The following is a 20,420-nucleotide window of genomic DNA, read 5'->3' as shown; positions in this document are numbered from 1 at the left end:
CTTTTCTACTTTGTTTTTCCAGTTTGGCTCAAGACAATTCTTCAGAAAAAAGGATTGAAAACCTCTTGTTGAAGATTGAAAAATCCCAGAAAGGGGAAAAGCTTCAATGGATGGATAGCCTTTCCAATTTCATTGTTAAGGATACCAATTTTGAAAGCGATTCTATTGTCAGACAGACAGTCTTCTATGCATTGGAATTGGATTCACTTAGAATGGCTACCTGGCATACTGCCAACCTAATCTATTTTCAGAATAACATTATCGGAAACCCGGAAGAAGGGAAACAGTTGTTTGAAAGCTTTCTTGCAACTGCAAAAAAAATAGATAACCACAACACTTTAGCTAAGTTCTATATCGAAGGAGCAGATAGCTATTACTTTGTTGAAGATCACAAAGCATCGATAATCTATTACGATCTGGCTGAAGAAAATGCTGCCAAGGCCAATAACCAAAGATTTGTAGGGCTGGCCAAATTGTATAAGGGAGGCACTTTGAGTTTTTTGGGAAATTTTTCTGAAGCCTCACAAGTACTGCAGGAGGCCAGTAAGGTGTTTCAAGCCTCGAAGGATACCTTCAATATTATTAGCGCCAAGAATTCTTTGTCTATTTTATACAGTCAGAATGCTTTTTTTAAAGAAGCGGAGACCGAACGCAATGAGGCCATAGTGTTGGCAGATAAAATTAAGAGTTATGGTCATCTTACTTCTTTTTACTACAACGCTGCTACTGATGCCAGAAAACAAGGGAAGCGCAAAGAGCGTATTTTAAACTTGGAGCGCGCGCTGAAAGCAAGTCAGAAAACACGCAATCCCGATTTCTACGAGCCAATTCTTTTAGGGGGGATTGTGATTGCTTATGCTCAGATGGATAGTATTTCTCAAGCAGAACAGTATTTAGATACATTTGAAAAAAGATCGGAGAATACAAATAACAGAGAGCCGTATGTGGACGCCTTAAAGAATTTAGCCTTTGCAAAAGGGGAATATCAGAAGGCGCTACAATACGGAATGGAACACCTCGAAATTAAAAAGGGAGGTACTCACTATGAAGAGATACAGGAATCGGAAGAATTTATGGCTCATGTGTATGAGGCTATGGGGGAGCATGAAAAGGCGTTTGTACATTTTAAGAATTTCGCGGCCATAAAAGACTCTATAAACAATGTGCAAAAGGTAAAGGCATTGTCGTATTACCAAACCCTCTACGAAACAGAAAAGCGGGATGCGAAAATCGACGCTCAAAAAAAGGATATTGCCCTTTTAAATGCTCAAAATAAAGTAAAGAGTCAGTGGATTATTTTTGGAGGATTGGGCCTGCTGGGTTTCTTTGGAGTTGTGGTGCTGATGCGGTCTCGAAATGCGGCAAAAAGAAGACAATTACTTCAGGAAAAATTTTCGCAAGAACTCATTAAGACACAAGAACAAGAGCGTATACGCGTAGCTAGGGAATTACATGATAGTGTTGGGCAAAAACTAATGCTACTCACCAAAAAGACCAAGGGGAAAGGAGATCCTGAAATGGAATTGCTTGCGGATACTACATTGGAGGAGCTTCGCAGCGTATCGCGAGGGTTGCATCCTGCTACCCTAGAAAAACTGGGAGTGACTGCTGCCATCAAATCGATGATTAATGAGGTAGACGCCAATTCGAATATCTTTTTTACCAATGAAATTGAAGATATTGATGGGATGCTTAGTAAAGATGCCTCATTACATCTGTATCGAATTATACAAGAGGTACTAACCAATATGGTAAAACATGCCGAAGCCAAGGCTGCTTCGGTTACAATTGAAAGAAAAGAAGGAGTTATTAATACAATTATTGTAGATAATGGCAAGGGGTTTGATTTTTCGGAAAAGGTAAGGTCGGGGACTTCATTAGGAATGAAAACACTTCTGGAACGAGCCAAAATCATTGAGTCCAAACTTGAAATAAAATCACAACTTGATAATGGAACGAAAATTACATTAGTAACCCCTATTTAAAATGATGGCCAAACGCAACATTTCGGTAATTATAGCAGATGATCATCCGTTGATACTAAAAGGCTTGTTCGAAGAACTCACGGCAGCCGGATATAATGTGGTGGAGACGGCGACCCAAGGAATGGAGGCACTTGAATTAATTTTGACCCACAAACCCAATGTAGCTCTGTTGGATATTGATATGCCCTTACTAACAGGATTTGATGTGATTAAAACAGCCAAGGAAAAAGGTTCTAAAACAAAATTTATTGTCCTTTCCTTTCACAAGGAATCTGAATATGTCGCACAGGCAAAAGCGTTGCAAATACAGGGATACTTACTGAAGGAGGATTCTTTTTCAGAAATTGAAAAATGCATTCAGGCTGTCATAGATGACAAAACCTATTTTAGTTCGTCCTTCGATTCATTTTCGCTCCAAAATGCTTCCGATGAATTGCGCAAATTACAATTACTAACGCCATCCGAAGCTACTATATTAAAGTTGATTGCGCAACAGACCACTACTAGCGAAATTGCAGAAATGTTAAGTGTTTCCAGTCGAACTGTAGAGAAACACCGAAGTAATATTATTGCAAAATTGGGACTTGATCAAGCTTCTAATTCGTTGATAAGTTGGTCATTAGCAAATAAAAACATAATAGCACAACTGTAGATTCTTAATCCCTACGTGTTACTACGTAGTATTTACGTAATACTACGTATTTTAAAAATCAATTAATAGAAATATCTTAGTACTTGAATTAGTAGCTTAAATTATTGAGGAGTAAACAAGGTACTAGGAACTAACTAACCAATTGTAAATCCCTGCAAAATGTATGTTTTGGAGGGATTACTTTTTTTAATCCAATCGTATCGATTAGTACCCAAAATCTGTTTTAATTTTATCGGCCTTATCCAACATGAGGTCAACGGTTATAAAGTCTACCTCTTCCTTGTCGAATGCACCTTGAAAAGTTCGCATCGCCTTTTTGGGATCGCCCGTTTCTTCGTAATAGCGCGCCAAATAATAGTCTCCCAAAACGGTATCTGGGTATTGTTTTTTTGCTAAAGTGGCGATATCTCGAAGCGATTCCCACTGTTTCTGTTTTTCCGAAGCTTTGCAGACGGCTATAAAATCGTTCACGCGTATAACATTGGTAATTCCGAAGAGATCTTCTATGGTTTTATATTTATCGATCAAATACTGATAAATTGAGGTATCCATCTTGAGGAGGACATCGGTATATTCTTGTTTACTAATAGGACGGTATACCGAAAATATTTTCTCCATAGCCGATGGAATGGCCCGAGCCACCAAGGAATAATGCGTGGCACCATCAAAATTATCGTAGAAATAACTAAAGGTGTCACTCTCCAATGGTTTTAGTGAGGCATTCATCCTTTCGGCGTTTTCCATAAGATCTTTTATATCATCTGTACCCGTTGCCAAATAATAAAAGAGTTTGGTTTTTATTTCTGGAATCCGCTGTGGAAGTCGTTCATCCATCAATGGAGCGGGATCCGGACTTAAACTAATATATCCGTTAAACAAGGGAGGATCCTTGAACAAGTAGAAATTGATAAAGTTGGCCGTAAAGTCATGACCAACTGCGATAATAAATTGTGCCGTTCTAAAGGTAGCATCGATATAAGGAATAAGTTCTAGGCCGATAAATTCAAAAAAATCGGCTCCTTTTTCAGCCGGCAGAAAGTTGGTGTCGTCATAATCACAATCCTCATACCGACTGTCACCCTGCATAATTCCTACAATGATCGATTCGGGCATATCTTCCCAGTACCCAAAATAATCTGCGTTTCCGGCGACAGGCTCGAAAAGATAGTTGGCGTCTAAAACAACCACAATAGGGTAAACCTTATCTGTGTTGGCTTCATAATCTCTGGGAAGTTGAATTTTTAGCTGTCTTGTTTCGCCCAGTTTATTTGAACTAAATTCTTCGTATATAATTTTCGACTGACCTATAGTCGCCAGCGACATTAAAAGGCATACAGAAAAAAGTAGGAATTTCTTCATAAGAACTAATTTAAGATGTCGAAAGATACTAAATTTTGAATTTGCTTTCTTCAAAAAAAAATTACTTGATCACCTTATTATATATAGGAAGCATAAAGAAGGAGAGTGCTCCAAAAAACACAATGGATGCAATATTCGAGGTCCACACAATCCATCCGAAGGCAGTTCCAACGGTTTCAGTAATCCCAAAGACGGCTAAAATTCCGGCGACAAAGAACGGGTAAGACCCAAAGCCGCTATTGGTAAAGGCGAAAGAAAAGCTTCCTACCACAAAAGTAATGATTAGGGCACCCATAGTAATGGCCGATGTTTCCTCTAAGGCAAAGGTTGCCGTATAGAAGGAAAGCAGATATAAACCCCAAATAAAGACCGTATGCAATATAAACGCCCCCTTTTTTTTCATTTTAAGAATACTAAAAACGCCCTCTTTCAATCCTGAAAAAAAATGTTTTACCTTTTGCTGTAAAGCCGATTTGGAAAATTTCAGAAATAAGAAAAATAGCACGGCTAGGATTGCTAATCCACCCAGAGAATAATACAGTTTAGATGCAGGGATGTTTTCCGAAAGATAAGTGTACAGTACATCAAACTGCAGAAACAGCGCAGCGAGGGTAAACCCAAAAAGGAACAAGAGGTCGACCACGCGTTCAGAGATAATGGTCCCAAAGGCTTTGTCGAAAGGAACTCCTTCATATTTATCAATCACCAATGCCCTAGAAACTTCACCGCTTTTTGGAATAAAAATATTCATTAAATAGGCGATATACACGGCCATGAAATTATTGAGCAGTTTTGGTTGGTATCCCAAAGGGTCTAACATAAAATTCCAACGATACGCACGGGAAACATGGCTCATTACACTAAAGAATACAGCCATAGCTACAATGCCATAATTGGCATTTTGGAAGTGTATTTTTATTTCTTCGAGTTGTTCGGGAGAAAATTTTGAGTACGAATACCAAATTAAAAAGACACCCAATCCAAGTGGGATGGCAATCTTTAAAAATTTAACCAAAGAGGTTTTCAAATTAAGTGAGTAAGTTATTTTCTTCGTTCGGGAAGACAAGAGCCGGCTTAAATGCTTTTGCTTCCTCAACTTCCATGATCGCGTAGGTAATAAGGATAAGAATGTCACCTGGAGCTACGCGACGTGCAGCAGCGCCATTTAGCGTAATTTCACCACTATTTCGAGAACCCGGTATGGCATAGGTTTCAAAACGTTCCCCATTGTTGTTGTTTACAATCTGAATCTTTTCACCTTCAATGATATTGGCGGCATCCATAAGATCTTCATCTATGGTAATACTTCCTATGTAGTTAAGGTCTGCACCTGTAACTTTGACTCTGTGAATTTTAGATTTTACTACATGTATTTGCATGGTGCAAAGGTATTAATTTAAAGGCATATTATCTATTAAACGAACCGATCCTGCAAAAGCGGCTATAAAAGCGCGGTATTTATTGTTTTTTCGTTTGCGTTCGGCCGTTCTAAGGGTTATTTCGTTTGCAATTTCAAAATATTCTAATTTCAGTGAACTGTTCAAAAATCGTTCCGCAACCAATTGGTTTAACTGGGCAATGGAGTGTGTTTTAAATTTCTTCCGCACTTCTGTTAGGGTGTGAAAGATTAGGGTAGCTTCTTCCCGTTGTTTTTGAGAAAGCCGGCTGTTTCGAGAGCTTAGAGCTAAGCCACTCTTTTCTCTAACAATGGCACAACCCGAAATTTTTACGGGAAGTTTTTCGAGTGCAACCAGTTTTTTGATGATCTGTAATTGCTGAAAGTCCTTTTCGCCAAAATAGGCAGTATGGGGTTGGACTGCTTTTAAAAGTAAACGTACAATGGTTCCCACGCCGTTAAAATGTCCTTTTCTGTATTTTCCTTCCATTTGTGAGGCAATACTTCCAAAATGGTATTGAGTTGAAGTGATCTTATTTGGGTATAATTGGGAAACTTCCGGGGAAAAAATAAGGATTGTTCCTTTTAGGGTTCGCAAAAGGCTTACATCTTGTGCTAGGGTGCGAGGGTATTTTTCTAAATCGGTCTTATTGTCAAACTGGGTTGGATTCACAAAAATGCTTACCACAACACAACTATTCTCCTTAAGCGCTCTTCGTACTAATGATAGATGTCCCATATGTAGCGCACCCATGGTGGGTACGAAGCCTATCTTTTTTTGTTTCCTGTAAGAAGAAAGAGCAAGTTGCAGGGAATCGATTTGATCGTAAATTTTCATAAAAATGAAATAAGAGCGAGCAAAATTAAGATATTACAGGCAATCTGCATAAATTTTCGTAATTTTGCGTGTTTTTAGCAGCAAAGTCAGCAAACAATAATTGTAATAAATTGGCCTTTTTCAATTGATCCTACCGAATAGGGGTAAGATTTTAGGGAAAGCTGTCAAGCCAAATTAATAAATTAAATATAGATGAAAGATAAGAGAGTCTTGTATGTGTCTTCCGAAGTAATTCCTTACCTCCCCGAGACCGAGATTTCTTCAATGTCGTTTGAAGCTCCCCGAATGGTTAACAATAATGAAGGTCAGATACGGATTTTCATGCCTCGTTACGGAAATATTAATGAAAGAAGACATCAACTGCACGAAGTGATTCGGCTTTCAGGGATGAATTTGGTGATTAATGACATGGATGTTCCGTTAATTATTAAAGTGGCTTCTATTCCAAAGGAACGCATGCAGGTGTACTTTATTGATAATGAAGATTATTTTAAACGTAAGGCGACCTATGCCGATGAGGATGGTAAATTCTTCGCAGATAATGATGAGCGTGCGATCTTTTTTGCCAAGGGCGTTATTGAAACGGTTAAAAAATTGAACTGGTCTCCAGATATTATTCACGTACACGGTTGGCTGGCTTCTTTTTTACCTTTGTATCTAAAGAAATACTACGACAATGAACCCTTGTTCGAAAATAGTAAAATAGTGACCTCTGTATACAATCAAGGCTTCGATGGCACGTTAGATACACAGGTTATTGAAAAAATTAAATTTGACGGGATCGACGAAGAAATGGTGCTTGAATTAAAAGTTCCGGATTACGTAAATATGATGAAGGTCGCTGTTAAAAACTCAGACGCGGTTGTAATTGGTTCCGAAGAAATCCCAAAAGAACTAGAGCTATTTCTTAATAATCTCGAAATACCGGTGTTAAAATATCACAATATGGATGTTTTTTCTGAAGCTTATTTAGACTTTTACCATTCGAAAGTATTGGTGTAACACACATTTTTGCATATGAAAATCAAGTATACATTGCCAAGAATAGCGGCAATATTTTTATTTATTATTGGTCTGGCTTCCTGTAAAGAAGATTTTGACCCATTGGTATCGGATATTGGAGTTCAGAATTTTGATTCCGACTTATATATAAGCGATAATGTGGTAGCTTATAGTAAGAAGTTATTACCTGTACAAACGAACGCATTGCCCGTATATCAATTAGGAATTTATAATGACCCAACCTATGGGAAATCTACTGTGAATCTCTTATCGCAGATTACAATGGATGCACCTAACCCCGATTTTGGCGACAGTACGGAGTTAAAAAGTGTATTTCTTTATATTCCATTTTTCGCTTCAGGAATATCCACTGATGGGGTAATAACCTATACATTAGATTCTATTTATGGCAACTCGCCTATCAATATATCTATGTACGAGTCTAATTATTTTCTAAGAGATTTCGATCCGGCTACCAACTTTGAGGAGGCTCAGCAGTACTATAGTAATCAAGGACAGCTCTTCGATAATTTTATGGGATCACTTATCACAACCATAGAGGATTTTGTTCCGAGTGCAGATGAAATTATTGAAATAGTAGATGACCCTGCTACCGATGATAATGAAGAAGTTAAACTAACCCCGGGCTTGCGAGTTGAATTACCCGTTGAGTTCTTTGAAGAAAAGATCATTGACCACGAAGGGGAACCCGAATTGCTGAACAATAATAACTTTAAGGAATTCTTCAGAGGAGTTTATTTTAAAGTTACTTCGAACAACAGTGATGGGAACTTATTTGTTTTCGATGTTAGCCAGGCAAAGTTTACCCTTAACTATTCACATGTGGTCACTACTACCACCGATGGTACAACTACTTCAGAAACAGAAGACGAAACATTTTTAATGTCCTTAGGTGGGATCAGTGTAAACACCTATTCAAACGAATTAAACCCCACAATTGCAACTGCCTTACAAAACCCGGACGTAGATAATGGTGAAGCGAACTTATATCTAAGAGGAGGAGATGGTATTATTACGGTCGTTGACCTTTTTAGAGATATAGACGTACTAAAAGTAGTAAACGGTGAATTGGTTGCCGGCGAGAATGGTGTGCCGGATGAGTTGGATGAAATACGGGTTAATAACTGGCTTATAAATGAGGCCAATCTAATTTTTTACGTTGACCAAAGTAAAATTACAGGGGGTTCGGCCGAACCAGATCGAGTTGTTATTTACGATATGAATAATAGCCGACTCTTACCCGATTATTCGTTTGATGTTTCCTCATCATCGGTGCCAATCGATGCCAAAACAGAACATTTAGGTAAACTGGAACGCGGTAGCGATGAAAATGGAGAATTCTATAAGATAAGAGTTACTAATTTTGTGAGTAATGTAGTGCGGAAGGATTCGACCAATGTGTCTTTAGGGCTAATGGTCTCCAATAACGTATTGGTTACCGATTTTCAGGATCTAGAGAATACCCAATCGCCGGGAATTAAAAAAATACCTGCAGCCAGTATTGTTTCCCCACAAGGAACAGTTCTATTTGGGAATACTACCTCAAATCAAGAGAAAAGACTAAAGCTCCAAATTTATTATACGAAACCTAATTAATTAATGCCCTATGTGTGGAATTGTCGGTTATATTGGTAAAAGAGAGGCCTATCCCATTATTCTAAACGGACTAAAAAGACTAGAATATAGAGGGTATGACAGTGCCGGGATCGCCTTGTACGATGGGACCGATATTCAACTTTGTAAAACCAAAGGCAAGGTTGCCGATCTGGAATCCAAAATAAATGGCGCTATGTCATCCAGCGGAAGCCTTGGAATAGGACACACTCGATGGGCTACACACGGAGTGCCCAACGATATCAATTCACACCCTCATTATTCACAAAGCGGTGACTTGGTGATTATCCATAACGGGATTATTGAAAACTATGCTTCGATAAAGCAGGAGCTGATTAAAAGAGGATACACCTTTGTTTCGGATACCGATACCGAAGTCCTCGTCAATTTAATTGAGGATGTTAAAAAGAATGAACAGGTAAAGCTTGGAAAGGCAGTCCAAATCGCTTTAAATCAGGTGGTTGGGGCCTATGCCATTGCGCTGTTCGACAAAAATAAGCCCGATGAAATTGTAGTTGCCAAACTTGGTAGTCCGCTGGCTATTGGCATTGGGGATGACGAATTTTTTGTGGCAAGTGATGCCTCACCCTTTATTGAGTTTACCAACAACGCCATCTATCTTGAAGATGAAGAAATGGCTATTATCCGAAGAGGAAGAGATATTAAAGTCAGAAAAATAAAAGACGATAGTATTGTAGCGCCTTATGTACACGAACTACAGCTTAATTTAGAGCAAATTGAAAAAGGTGGTTTTGACCATTTTATGCTGAAGGAGATTTATGAACAGCCCTCCGTTATTAAAGACACCTATCGCGGTCGATTACTTGCCGATGAAGGTATCATAAAATTAGGCGGACTAGAAGATTATATTCAAAAGTTTATTAATGCCGATCGAATCATCATCGTTGCATGTGGCACTTCTTGGCATGCAGGATTGGTAGCCGAATATATCTTTGAAGACTGGGCACGAATTCCGGTGGAGGTAGAATACGCTTCCGAATTTAGATATCGAAATCCTATAATAACCGAAAAGGATGTGGTGATTGCCATCTCTCAAAGCGGGGAAACTGCCGATACATTGGCGGCCATAAAGTTGGCCAAGGAAAAGGGAGCTTTTGTCTATGGCATTTGTAATGTAGTAGGTTCTACCATTTCGAGAGAAACTCACAGTGGCACCTATACACACGCCGGACCCGAAATTGGCGTGGCGAGTACAAAGGCCTTTACTACGCAGATCACAGTGCTTACCATGATTGCTTTAAAATTGGCCAAGATAAAAGGGACAATTTCACATCGCAATTATATGCTGTTGTTGCGTGAGTTAGAAATGATTCCCTCAAAAGTTGAAGAGACACTAAAGACGGATGCCAACATAGTTAAAATAGCTGAAATATTCAAAGATGCTAGGAACTTCTTATACCTTGGGAGAGGCTGTAATTTTCCCGTGGCCTTGGAAGGGGCACTTAAATTGAAGGAAATATCCTATATCCACGCCGAGGGTTATCCCGCCGCCGAAATGAAACACGGTCCCATTGCACTTATTGATGAACATATGCCGGTAGTGGTGATTGCGGTGAACAGTAACCATTACGAAAAGGTGGTGAGCAACATTCAGGAAATTAAATCACGTGCGGGAAAAATAATTGCAGTTGTTACTGAAGGGGATACCACTGTTCGGGAATTGGCCGATTATATCATGGAGGTTCCGCTTACGCCCGAATCCTTGACACCATTGGTAACCACAATTCCGTTACAATTACTTTCGTATCATATTGCGGTGATGTTGGGCAGAAATGTGGACCAACCGCGTAATCTAGCTAAATCGGTTACTGTAGAGTAAGAGCGCCGGTCATTGAGACCGTATCATGATTTGGTGCTTAAATTTCTGATTTTTTATTTATTCCCAATTTTTTTTAAGCGTATATAGAAGTATACAGTTTCGACTATTGTCTGTCCTTGGGGCAGCGATTGCAGCGGCATCCTTTTTTATTGTTCTTTTACACTGGCAAAGGCCAAATACCCAAATAAAAAAGATATAGCGGAAAGCGCGGTGCTACAAATCCGCCTTTGGCGGAAAAGGAGCAGCCCCTATAAAAATCACTTCAAAAAATTTGAGCATTCCGTTGCAATATTCTTAGAGAAAAAACTATCTTTGCACCGTTGAAAAACGGGGTGGTTTTCTCACCCGTAGATAACTAAAAAATAAACAGTTAATAATGTCACAAGTTACAGGAAAAGTTGCACAGATTATTGGCCCGGTAGTAGACGTTGAGTTTGCAAGCGGAGCGGAACTTCCAAAGATCTACGATTCGTTAGAAGTAAATAACAACGGAAATTTATTGATACTTGAAGTACAATCTCACATTGGTGAAAACACGGTACGTACCATCTCGATGGACTCCACCGATGGTTTGAGCCGTGGTGTTGATGCAGTTGCAACAGGTGCTCCTATACAAATGCCTATTGGAGAAGATGTGTATGGACGCCTTTTTAATGTAATTGGTGATGCTATCGACGGAATTGGAAACTTGCCAAAGGCCGGTGATCACGGATTGCCAATTCACCGTGAGGCTCCAAAATTTGAAGACTTATCCACTTCTACCGAAGTATTATTTACCGGAATTAAGGTAATCGATTTGATCGAGCCGTATGCAAAAGGAGGTAAGATTGGATTATTTGGAGGTGCAGGTGTAGGTAAGACGGTATTGATTCAGGAATTGATCAACAACATTGCAAAAGGACACGGTGGACTTTCAGTTTTCGCAGGGGTAGGAGAACGTACTCGTGAGGGGAACGACTTACTTCGTGAAATGTTGGAATCGGGTATTATTAAATACGGTGACGACTTTATGCATTCGATGGAAGCCGGAGGATGGGATTTATCTAAGGTAGACAAGAAGGCGATGAAAGAGTCGAAAGCAACTTTTGTATTCGGACAGATGAACGAGCCACCTGGAGCACGTGCACGTGTAGCCTTATCTGGTTTGACTATTGCGGAGTATTTCCGTGATGGCGCAGGTGATGGACAGGGGAAAGATGTACTTTTCTTCGTAGATAACATTTTCCGTTTTACACAGGCAGGTTCTGAGGTATCGGCACTTTTAGGCCGTATGCCATCTGCGGTAGGATACCAGCCTACATTGGCCACGGAGATGGGGGCGATGCAGGAGCGAATTACTTCAACCAAGCGAGGATCTATTACTTCGGTTCAGGCGGTATATGTACCTGCAGATGACCTTACCGATCCGGCACCGGCAACAACCTTTGCCCACTTGGATGCAACTACAGTATTATCTCGTAAAATTGCGGAATTAGGTATTTACCCAGCGGTGGATCCATTGGATTCTACTTCTCGAATACTTTCTGCAGATATTTTAGGAAATGAACACTACGGTTGTGCACAACGCGTAAAAGAGCTGTTACAACGATATAAAGAATTACAAGATATTATTGCCATTCTTGGAATGGAAGAATTGTCTGAAGAAGATAAGTTGGCGGTACGTCGTGCACGTCGTGTACAACGTTTCTTATCACAGCCTTTCCACGTAGCAGAACAGTTTACGGGTATCCCAGGAGTTTTGGTGGATATCAAGGAAACCATCAAAGGATTCAACATGATTATGGATGGTGAATTGGATCACTTACCGGAAGCAGCCTTTAACCTAAAAGGTACTATCGAAGAGGCGATTGAAGCCGGAGAGAAAATGTTGGCCGAAGCATAATATTGATTAGAGACGCCGGATTTTAGAGGTAAATACCTCAAATCTCGAATCTCGAATCCCAATACGAATAACTATGTACTTAGAAATTGTAACCCCTGAAGCATCCATTGTAGCCGGTGAAGTAGAATCGGTAACCGTACCGGGTACAGAAGGACCTTTTCAAATGTTGAATAATCACGCAGCCATCGTATCATTGCTGGATGCGGGTAAAGTGAAATTTCGTGGAAATCCGACGATCAAAGAAGGGTTCGAAAAGAAATTTACCAAGGATGACAGTGGTAAATGGGTGTTGGAGATTACTGGAGGTACTGTGGAGTGTAAAGAGAATAGAATTGTTGTGCTGGCGGATTAAGTCAGAGAACAAAAATTGTTATATACGAATCTCAAATTCCTAACGGAGTTTGGGATTTTTTTTGCTTTCACACCTCCCTTTCTACTTTACTGAATTCTCTAGTTCCTATAGGCCTTACCAATACAGATTTGCCCGATTATTACAAATTTTTATGATTTTCACCTGCTTTTTTAAATGTGGATGTACAGCGGAACATTGACCGTAATTGCGGTAGAATAATTAAATTTGGTAAACCAAGGGTTACGATGGTTTACACCATAACTTGTTAGCGTATTTTATGAAGAACGGATCATTTCGATGTTGCTTAGGCAATACGATTTGGCTTCTTCTCGCATATTACAATATAGATCAACAACTGGAACAATTTTTTGAGCAACTGAAAAAAGTTTAGAAATCGTTTGATGAACCACCTTCCAAAAGCAATGGAATAATCTCTCCCGTCTCTTTGATTGTTACTTCCATGAGTTGATATTCCCAAACCTCTGTGTATTTATCGGCCACCACATGCAATACGGCTGCTCCTTTAGGCCCTTTGATGGGAATATCCAAGTTGGTATGCCCTTCGCCATTATTGTAGTTGATACCACCTTTAATCATTCCGCTTGTTTCTATGGGTTCTCCCAAGGCTTGTATTACCAGCTCGTTGGATTGGGCATTTGCTAGGGCTTCTTTATAAGGCTCCGAATCGGTAAAAATAGAGGTCACTCCTATAAACATGGTGCCTGCAAATACCACAAATAGAATAATGATTAAGAGACATCCTCCGGTGGGAACGGCCCATTTCCAATTCCTGCCAAACCAACCTTTGTGTTCAGTATTTTCTTCCATTTTATTCCAAATTTAGTTACTTTAAAATTGTGAGACCTCTTATTTTTGATCCAAATTACTAAAAAAATTACACCTACCTATATCAATTTCTTCAATAACCGCTGCCTCAGCCAAGGAGTGTCCAACTGTTTAAACTTAGGATAAAATCGAAATTAATATCCACTGTTCACAACGTCCAGTGATTTGAACGAAACGGAATTTTTTGTGTAAATGCTGTTAGTATTATTATTTCAAAAGCGAATTCCTAAGGTGTTTTATAACTAAATTTGAAAAAGTATTGTAAACGGTTTGCACCATTGTCAATTTAGACGTGGAAATGTTTAAAACACGGGATTAAAATTTCAATATCCTTTTGTGAGAAACAGCGGCCTGCATCGGTTGAAGCGATGGCCTCACAATTTTGGCCGTTGGCAGAAATCCTAAGTGATCAAGTACCGGATATGATTGCCCGAAATAAAGAGGCAAGACATAGGGTCAAGGTTTCGAATTGAGTATAAGATTTTTAGAGTTTTTTAAATATTTAGAATTAGTTTTCGTTTAACTACAAACAAAAAGCACTTTTATGAAAAAGATATTTTTATTGCTATGTCTGGTGGCTACCATTATTTCTTGTAAGAAAGATGATGATGGAAATGCCAATTGTATCAAACCGGCATCCATTGTTGCCATTCAAATAAACAGTACCTCCATATTTTTTGAATGGGATACGAGTAACGGTACCGCCTGGCAGTTTGAGTACGGGCCTACCGGATTTCAGTTAGGAACCGGTATTATTGTACAAACCTCACAAGAAGAATATCTAATCCCCGGATTGTTACCTTCTACCGCCTACACCATCTATCTGCGGAACAATTGCGGTAGCGATGGTTATAGTGATTATATTACCTTAGACTTTATTACTTCTGAACCTGCTGTAACATGTAATGCCCCAACAGGACTGCAACAAACAAGTATTGGATCTACTTATATCGATATTACTTGGGAAGAGAACAACGAAACGGCATGGCAGGTTGAATATGGGCCGGTTGGACATCCTATAGGTTCAGGAACCATTGAAGAGACCTCACAAAGTAATTATAGAATCGACGGATTGACCCCTGCCACTACTTACGAAATTTATGTTCGCGCCAACTGTGGTAGTCAGGATGGTTTTAGTTTATGGACACCCAGATTAGTGATTACTACAAACAATTAGGGTGACAAGGAAATAAATAAGTATAAGACCGGTGAAACGCCGGTCTTTTTTTTGTAGCCTTTTTAGGGAAGGATGGTAGGATTTGTCAAATTAGCGCAAGGTTAAGCTTAACTTTTGTAATTTTGAATTTTATTGATTTTATGCAATTACAGGAAATAGATAGGGTTGAAACCATCACCAAAGAACAGTTTTTGGCCAATTATTTTAGGCCACAACGCCCCGTGGTGATTGAACGTATTATTGAAGACTGGCCTGCATTTACAAAATGGAATTTTGATTATATGGTCGAGGTGGCAGGTGACAAGACCGTACCATTGTACGATAATCGGCCTGTCGATTATAAAGACGGCTTCAATGAACCGCATGCCAAAATGAAGATGCGAGATTATATTGAACTAATTAAAAAGGAGCCCACCAAGTTTCGGATCTTTCTCTGGAATATTTTAAAGGAAGTGCCCGAACTTCAAAAGGATTATTCGTATCCCGATTTTGGATTGAAGCTTCTGAAGGGTTTGCCCATGTTGTTCTTCGGAGGGCGTGATAGCTACACCTTTATGCATTACGACATTGATCTTGCCAATATCTTTCATTTTCATTTTCAAGGGAAAAAGGAGATTATTTTATTTGATCAAAAGCAGAACGATTTTCTATATAAGATTCCGCATTCATTAATTACCAGAGAAGATATAAATTTCTCCAATCCCGATTATAATAAATGGCCTGCCTTGAAAAAGGCCAAAGGCTATACTACCCAGTTAGAACACGGGAATGTGCTCTATATGCCCGAAGGTTATTGGCATTATATGAAATATATTACGCCCGGCTTTTCCATGAGTCTACGTGCCATTGCCAGAAATCCTGCAAATTTAAGCAAGGCCTTGTACAATATTTTTGTCATGCGGCATTATGATAACCTCATGCGCAAACTAAAAGGACAACAATGGATAGAGGCTAAAAATGAAAAGGCCATTCGTAGAACCCACAAGAAATTGGGGATTTCTTAGCGTATTAGTTCACGAACCTTTTCGTACACCAAACCCGATTCCCAACCGCGATATAACAGGTAGTCCGCAAGTTTCTTTCGTTTTTTCTGAAGGTTGGTTTCTGAAGTGAGTTGCGCTAGTCGTTTATCGGCCAAAGCGTGGAATGTAGCCATATATTCTGTCTCTGAAATTTCTTTAAGCGCCAGGCCTATATTGTACTTCGAAATCTCCCGAAGCTTAAGTTCGTTTACAATTCTTCGTTTTCCCCATTTTTTGGCGCTAAACTTCCCTCGAGCAAAGGCTTGTGCAAATCGGGTTTCGTTGAGGAAGTTATGCTGTAAGAGATGATGGACAATTTGATCGATGGCTTCGGGAATCATACGCATATCCTTCAGCTTTTGCTGTACTTCTTTATGACAGCGTTCCTGATAGGCACAGTAGCGCTCCATACGGGATGTTGCTTCGGAAACGGTATATGTTTTGTGTGTTTTCAGAATTGAAATTTAGGAAATCTTTTCAGAAAAAGACATAAAAAAACCCTCCTTCGCATACTGCTTGGAGGGTTTGTTTTACTTAATCAATTCCCCGTCTTTATCGTGGAAATGATATTCAAGATACGTGTAAGCGTCTCTAGGTTGAATTTTTACCCATTTTTTGTGCTCCATAAACCACTTGGTTCGCACAGATGGAAAACCTTTGGTTAAAAAGGCCGCTATAAAAGGATGCGCGTTTAACGTAAACTTCTTATAGTCTTTTTGGAAAAGGCGTTTCACCTCTTCATTAATTCTATCTACCACTATGATAGGCGCTTCAATTTCACTGCTTTCATCACCACCAACATGGTTGGGGTCTTCTTCGCGTGTTTTAATATTCATTTCAGGCCGTACACGTTGGCGAGTAATCTGTATTAGTCCAAATTTACTTGGGGGAAGGATCTTGTGTTTTGCACGGTCGTCGCTCATTTCATCGCGAAGATGATTAAACAATTTCTTGCGGTTATTGGCATTGGCCATGTCGATAAAATCGACCACAATGATACCACCCATATCTCGTAAGCGTAATTGTCTTGCTACTTCTGTAGCGGCAATTAAATTTACCTCGAGCGCTGTGTCTTCCTGGTTTTTGGATTTGTTACTACGGTTTCCACTATTCACATCTATAACGTGCATGGCTTCCGTGTGTTCAATTACCAAATACGCTCCTTTACTGCCGGAGACGGTTTTACCGAAGGAAGTTTTAATTTGACGCTCGATCCCAAATTTTTCGAAGATGGGAACTTTCGAGTCGTAATACTTTACGATATTCTCTTTATTAGGTGCAATTTCTTGCACATAATCTTTTATTTGTAAATAGAGGGTTTCGTCGTCTATATATATACCCGTAAATGCATCATTTAATACATCACGGATCATAGAAGTTCCTCTACTTAATTCACTTAACACCTTACTAGGATGGTGTGCTCCTTGTAGCTTTTTACACATCGCTGTCCAGCGATCTGTGAGATTTTCTAAATCTCTATCCAGTTCTGCTACTTTTTTGCCCTCTGCTACGGTTCGAATAATTACGCCAAATCCTTTTGGTTTAATGCTTGTTATCAAGCGTTTTAACCTGTCTTTTTCTTCGTTCGATTCTATTTTTTGTGAAACAGAAACGCGGTCGGAAAAAGGAACCAATACAATATAACGCCCGGCTATGGAAAGCTCGGAGCTAATTCGTGGTCCTTTTGTGGAAATGGGTTCTTTTACGATTTGTACCAGAATAGATTGATTGGATTTAAGGGCGTCGTTAATGCCTCCATTTTTATCAATCTCTTTTTCAAATGGGAATTCTTTTAAAGAGTACTCTTTAAGTTTACCTGTGCTTACACGTTTTACGAATTTTAAAAGAGAAAGAACTTTTGGTCCTAAATCATGATAATGCAAAAATGCATCCTTTTCGTAACCCACATTCACAAATGCGGCATTTAGACCGGGGACGGTTTTACGGATCTTAGCGAGATATACATCTCCCACCGAAAACTTGTTGTCCTCTTCCTCTTTGTTTAATTCGACTAATTTTCCATCTTTTAAAAGGGCAAAATCAACTTCTTGTGAACTGGATCTAATGAATAATTCGTAGTTCACTTTTAATTAATTTTTATCCATCACGCAAGGCGTGACAAATGGATTAAACAATAATTTATCACAGGTTTTTTGTCGTCCCGCATAAACAGCGGGATAAACCCGTCGAAATCACTTACTTTAAGGTATTAAAGTATTGCAATTTCATTTTCAAAGAACGATTTTTTGTTTCCTGATAATGCTCAGGAGTATTTTTAAAACAAAAAAGTAGTTGTGAAAACTACTTTTTCTTGTGGCGATTAGCGCGTCTTCTTTTCTTGCGCTTATGCGTTGCTACCTTATGTCTTTTTCTTTTTTTACCACTAGGCATACTAACTTTTTTTTATGTTATTATTATTTTACTTCAACATTAGTTTTAACACCTTCTACAAATACTTTTGCAGGTTTAAACGCAGGGATGTTGTGTGCAGGGATCTTAATTGTTGTATTCTTAGAAATGTTTCTACCTGTTTTTTCGGCTCTTTTCTTGATAATGAAACTTCCGAATCCTCTTAGGTACACATTGTCGCCACTCTCAAGTGAACTTTTTACTTCATCCATGAAGGTTTCTACTGTAGCTTGTACATCACCTTTTTCCATTCCTAATTTTTCGGAAATTTTCGCTACGATATCTGCTTTCGTCATTCTTAATATTTTTTAATTATACTTATTAGGTTTATTTTTCGAGAGGGCAAATATAAGGATTTTAAAATCAATAATTCAAAGCATAATCCGTTAAATTATAATTAGATATAGGCTATTTTTGTGAAATGCCGAAAAAGACCACTTTTTTTTCTAAAAAACTCATTTCGTGGTATTTACAAAACAAACGTGACCTTCCATGGAGAAACACAACCGAACCGTACTTTATTTGGCTTTCAGAAATCCTGTTACAGCAAACCCGTGTTGCCCAAGGATTACCCTATTATGTAAAATTTGTCAAGAGATTTCCTACAGTTAAAAACTTAGCCGATGCCTCCGAAGACGAAGTTTTAAAATTATGGCAAGGCCTAGGCTATTATTCCAGAGCGCGAAACCTTCACAGCACAGCCAGGTATATCACCGAAGAACTTGGAGGAAAATTTCCAACCACCCATGCCGAACTTTTACGATTAAAAGGTGTTGGTGATTATACTGCCAGTGCTATTGCCTCACTTTCGTTTCAAGTGCCCGCTGCAGTAGTTGATGGCAATGTATATCGTGTGCTCTCACGTGTATTTGGCATTGAAACACCTATCAATGCGTCTAAAGGGATTAAAGAATTTAAGACGTTGGCGCAAGCATTAATCGATAAGTCACAACCGGGAATTTACAATCAGGCGATCATGGAATTTGGCGCGCGTTTCTGTGTACCACAAAATCCCGATTGTAATGCATGTATCTTTAAGGACATCTGTGAGGCCAATCGCCTGAATAAGGTTTCAGTACTACCTGTAAAAAGTAAAAAACAGAAAATACGCAAACGCTACTTTAATTATATGGTATTGCTTTCGGAAGATAATAAAACAATGCTTCAGCAGCGAAAAGGGAAAGGAATATGGCAAAAACTATACGAATTTCCGCTATTGGAAAGCACTTCAGAAATACATCCTAATCAGTTGAATAAATGGCAACCCTATCTGGATTTTTCAAAGAAGTTCGACTCCTATTCCACATCCTTATATAACGAGACTTCTGTAATTCATAAACTATCACATCAACATTTATATACGCGGTTTTGGATTGTTGAAGCAGCTCCATTAGACGATTTGGGAATTCCTCTTTCCGAAATTTCAAACTATGCCGTTCCTGTGCTGATCGAAAATTTTATTTCGGATTTTTACCGGATGAAAAACTGAAAAATTACCTATATTTAAATTGCATGATATACCTTTGTATATTATTTAAAATTGAAAATCATGAGTGGTACATTGAACAAAGTAATGCTAATAGGACATACGGGTGATGAGGTAAAAATGCACTATTTTGAAGGAGGAGGTAGTATAGGAAGATTTCCTTTGGCAACGAATGAAACCTATACCAACCGTACTACCGGAGAGCGGGTTTCCAATACCGAGTGGCATAATATTGTAGTGCGAAACAAAGCCGCCGAGATTTGTGAGAAATACTTAAAAAAGGGAGATAAGATCTACGTGGAAGGGCGTTTAAAAACGCGTAAGTGGCAGGATGATCAAGGAAATGATCGATATAGTACAGAGATACAGTGTACAGATTTTACGTTCTTAACACCTAAAGGAGAAACCGGAACAGTCCCACCGGCGGGAAGTGGAAATGCCGATACCACAAAGGCAAATGCAAGTGCTCCACAAGTGGAAGAACACATAGGCGAAGACGACGATTTGCCGTTTTAATGTCTAACCTGCCTGCCGAAAGG

The 20,420-nt window shown here is 39.1% G+C and carries 19 protein-coding genes; 11 read left to right on the top strand and 8 right to left on the bottom strand.

What is annotated here, in order from left to right; all coding sequences use genetic code 11:
• Positions 1–68: 68 nt before the first annotated feature.
• Both K8F54_RS08520 and K8F54_RS08515 read left to right on the top strand, forming a co-directional pair.
• Positions 69–1,985: an ATP-binding protein gene (locus K8F54_RS08520; RefSeq protein WP_290789517.1), complete on the top strand. Its 1,917-nt coding sequence runs from the start codon at positions 69–71 to the stop codon at positions 1,983–1,985.
• A 1-nt stretch (position 1,986) separates the two neighbouring features.
• Positions 1,987–2,637 carry a response regulator transcription factor gene (locus K8F54_RS08515; protein ID WP_290789514.1) on the top strand — a complete coding sequence of 217 codons (651 nt, stop codon included), beginning with the start codon at positions 1,987–1,989 and terminating at the stop codon, positions 2,635–2,637.
• 204 nt (positions 2,638–2,841) lie between these two features.
• Here K8F54_RS08515 and K8F54_RS08510 read toward each other — a convergent pair whose 3' ends face one another.
• The 4 genes from K8F54_RS08510 to panC form a co-directional block, all read right to left on the bottom strand.
• The gene (locus K8F54_RS08510) at positions 2,842–3,996 is read right to left on the bottom strand and encodes an alpha/beta hydrolase-fold protein (RefSeq protein ID WP_290789511.1); all 1,155 of its coding nucleotides are present in this window, start codon (positions 3,994–3,996) and stop codon (positions 2,842–2,844) included.
• A 61-nt stretch (positions 3,997–4,057) separates the two neighbouring features.
• The gene (locus tag K8F54_RS08505) at positions 4,058–5,011 is read right to left on the bottom strand and encodes a lysylphosphatidylglycerol synthase transmembrane domain-containing protein (protein WP_290789508.1); all 954 of its coding nucleotides are present in this window, start codon (positions 5,009–5,011) and stop codon (positions 4,058–4,060) included.
• Between the two features lie 13 nt (positions 5,012–5,024).
• Entirely contained in the window at positions 5,025–5,375 is a 351-nt protein-coding gene (gene panD / locus K8F54_RS08500; RefSeq protein ID WP_290789505.1) for an aspartate 1-decarboxylase, read from the bottom strand.
• A gap of 12 nt (positions 5,376–5,387) precedes the next feature.
• On the bottom strand, positions 5,388–6,230 hold the full coding sequence (panC, locus tag K8F54_RS08495; protein ID WP_290789502.1) for a pantoate--beta-alanine ligase: 843 nt from the start codon (positions 6,228–6,230) through the stop codon (positions 5,388–5,390).
• Positions 6,231–6,422: 192 nt separating this feature from the next.
• Between panC and K8F54_RS08490 the strand changes: the two genes are divergently transcribed.
• The 5 genes from K8F54_RS08490 to K8F54_RS08470 all read left to right on the top strand — a co-directional run bounded on the left by K8F54_RS08490 (position 6,423) and on the right by K8F54_RS08470 (position 12,941).
• Positions 6,423–7,232 carry a glycogen/starch synthase gene (locus K8F54_RS08490; RefSeq protein ID WP_290789499.1) on the top strand — a complete coding sequence of 270 codons (810 nt, stop codon included), beginning with the start codon at positions 6,423–6,425 and terminating at the stop codon, positions 7,230–7,232.
• Positions 7,233–7,247: 15 nt separating this feature from the next.
• Positions 7,248–8,849 (top strand): DUF4270 domain-containing protein, encoded by a 1,602-nt coding sequence (locus K8F54_RS08485; RefSeq protein ID WP_290789496.1) that lies wholly within the window; start codon positions 7,248–7,250, stop codon positions 8,847–8,849.
• 10 nt (positions 8,850–8,859) lie between these two features.
• Positions 8,860–10,707: a glutamine--fructose-6-phosphate transaminase (isomerizing) gene (gene glmS / locus K8F54_RS08480; RefSeq protein ID WP_290789493.1), complete on the top strand. Its 1,848-nt coding sequence runs from the start codon at positions 8,860–8,862 to the stop codon at positions 10,705–10,707.
• 376 nt (positions 10,708–11,083) lie between these two features.
• Positions 11,084–12,589, top strand: a complete 1,506-nt coding sequence (atpD, locus tag K8F54_RS08475; RefSeq protein WP_290789490.1) for a F0F1 ATP synthase subunit beta — start codon at positions 11,084–11,086, stop codon at positions 12,587–12,589.
• 73 nt (positions 12,590–12,662) lie between these two features.
• The gene (locus K8F54_RS08470; protein WP_290789486.1) at positions 12,663–12,941 is read left to right on the top strand and encodes a F0F1 ATP synthase subunit epsilon; all 279 of its coding nucleotides are present in this window, start codon (positions 12,663–12,665) and stop codon (positions 12,939–12,941) included.
• A 387-nt stretch (positions 12,942–13,328) separates the two neighbouring features.
• Here K8F54_RS08470 and K8F54_RS08465 read toward each other — a convergent pair whose 3' ends face one another.
• Positions 13,329–13,769: a cytochrome c oxidase assembly factor Coa1 family protein gene (locus tag K8F54_RS08465; protein WP_290789483.1), complete on the bottom strand. Its 441-nt coding sequence runs from the start codon at positions 13,767–13,769 to the stop codon at positions 13,329–13,331.
• Positions 13,770–14,331: 562 nt separating this feature from the next.
• On the opposite strand from K8F54_RS08465, the gene K8F54_RS08460 reads away from it, so the two are divergent.
• Complete coding sequence (locus K8F54_RS08460; protein WP_290789480.1) at positions 14,332–14,964, top strand: fibronectin type III domain-containing protein; 633 nt, start codon at positions 14,332–14,334, stop codon at positions 14,962–14,964.
• A gap of 140 nt (positions 14,965–15,104) precedes the next feature.
• Positions 15,105–15,968 (top strand): cupin-like domain-containing protein, encoded by an 864-nt coding sequence (locus K8F54_RS08455; protein ID WP_290789984.1) that lies wholly within the window; start codon positions 15,105–15,107, stop codon positions 15,966–15,968.
• On the opposite strand, the gene K8F54_RS08450 is transcribed toward K8F54_RS08455, so the two are convergent.
• From K8F54_RS08450 to K8F54_RS08440, 3 genes are all read right to left on the bottom strand, one after another.
• Positions 15,965–16,396 (bottom strand): regulatory protein RecX, encoded by a 432-nt coding sequence (locus K8F54_RS08450; protein ID WP_363299528.1) that lies wholly within the window; start codon positions 16,394–16,396, stop codon positions 15,965–15,967. The genes K8F54_RS08455 and K8F54_RS08450 overlap by 4 nt on opposite strands.
• A gap of 120 nt (positions 16,397–16,516) precedes the next feature.
• Complete coding sequence (locus K8F54_RS08445) at positions 16,517–18,070, bottom strand: Rne/Rng family ribonuclease (RefSeq protein WP_290789477.1); 1,554 nt, start codon at positions 18,068–18,070, stop codon at positions 16,517–16,519.
• 330 nt (positions 18,071–18,400) lie between these two features.
• Positions 18,401–18,691 carry an HU family DNA-binding protein gene (locus K8F54_RS08440; protein WP_290789474.1) on the bottom strand — a complete coding sequence of 97 codons (291 nt, stop codon included), beginning with the start codon at positions 18,689–18,691 and terminating at the stop codon, positions 18,401–18,403.
• 125 nt (positions 18,692–18,816) lie between these two features.
• Between K8F54_RS08440 and mutY the strand changes: the two genes are divergently transcribed.
• Both mutY and ssb read left to right on the top strand, forming a co-directional pair.
• Positions 18,817–19,884, top strand: a complete 1,068-nt coding sequence (gene mutY, locus K8F54_RS08435) for an A/G-specific adenine glycosylase (RefSeq protein ID WP_290789471.1) — start codon at positions 18,817–18,819, stop codon at positions 19,882–19,884.
• 60 nt (positions 19,885–19,944) lie between these two features.
• Complete coding sequence (gene ssb / locus K8F54_RS08430) at positions 19,945–20,397, top strand: single-stranded DNA-binding protein (RefSeq protein WP_290789468.1); 453 nt, start codon at positions 19,945–19,947, stop codon at positions 20,395–20,397.
• The last annotated feature ends 23 nt before the right edge of the window (positions 20,398–20,420 follow it).

The organism is Altibacter sp., from assembly GCF_019913785.1.
In the GTDB taxonomy this organism is placed as follows: Bacteria; Bacteroidota; Bacteroidia; order Flavobacteriales; family Flavobacteriaceae; genus Altibacter.
This window is presented reverse-complemented; position numbering and strand designations above follow the sequence as displayed.

Bases quoted from the DNA above. Each gene is read 5' to 3' on its own strand.
- K8F54_RS08470 (WP_290789486.1), top strand. From the start codon at position 12,663: ATGTACTTAGAAATTGTAACCCCTGAAGCATCCATTGTAGCCGGTGAA.
- atpD (WP_290789490.1), top strand. From the start codon at position 11,084: ATGTCACAAGTTACAGGAAAAGTTGCACAGATTATTGGCCCGGTAGTA.
- K8F54_RS08485 (WP_290789496.1), top strand. From the start codon at position 7,248: ATGAAAATCAAGTATACATTGCCAAGAATAGCGGCAATATTTTTATTT.
- K8F54_RS08460 (WP_290789480.1), top strand. From the start codon at position 14,332: ATGAAAAAGATATTTTTATTGCTATGTCTGGTGGCTACCATTATTTCT.
- glmS (WP_290789493.1), top strand. From the start codon at position 8,860: ATGTGTGGAATTGTCGGTTATATTGGTAAAAGAGAGGCCTATCCCATT.
- K8F54_RS08455 (WP_290789984.1), top strand. From the start codon at position 15,105: ATGCAATTACAGGAAATAGATAGGGTTGAAACCATCACCAAAGAACAG.
- K8F54_RS08510 (WP_290789511.1), bottom strand. From the start codon at position 3,996: ATGAAGAAATTCCTACTTTTTTCTGTATGCCTTTTAATGTCGCTGGCG.
- K8F54_RS08465 (WP_290789483.1), bottom strand. From the start codon at position 13,769: ATGGAAGAAAATACTGAACACAAAGGTTGGTTTGGCAGGAATTGGAAA.
- K8F54_RS08440 (WP_290789474.1), bottom strand. From the start codon at position 18,691: ATGACGAAAGCAGATATCGTAGCGAAAATTTCCGAAAAATTAGGAATG.
- mutY (WP_290789471.1), top strand. From the start codon at position 18,817: ATGCCGAAAAAGACCACTTTTTTTTCTAAAAAACTCATTTCGTGGTAT.
- panD (WP_290789505.1), bottom strand. From the start codon at position 5,375: ATGCAAATACATGTAGTAAAATCTAAAATTCACAGAGTCAAAGTTACA.
- panC (WP_290789502.1), bottom strand. From the start codon at position 6,230: ATGAAAATTTACGATCAAATCGATTCCCTGCAACTTGCTCTTTCTTCT.
- ssb (WP_290789468.1), top strand. From the start codon at position 19,945: ATGAGTGGTACATTGAACAAAGTAATGCTAATAGGACATACGGGTGAT.
- K8F54_RS08515 (WP_290789514.1), top strand. From the start codon at position 1,987: ATGATGGCCAAACGCAACATTTCGGTAATTATAGCAGATGATCATCCG.
- K8F54_RS08490 (WP_290789499.1), top strand. From the start codon at position 6,423: ATGAAAGATAAGAGAGTCTTGTATGTGTCTTCCGAAGTAATTCCTTAC.
- K8F54_RS08450 (WP_363299528.1), bottom strand. From the start codon at position 16,396: ATGGAGCGCTACTGTGCCTATCAGGAACGCTGTCATAAAGAAGTACAG.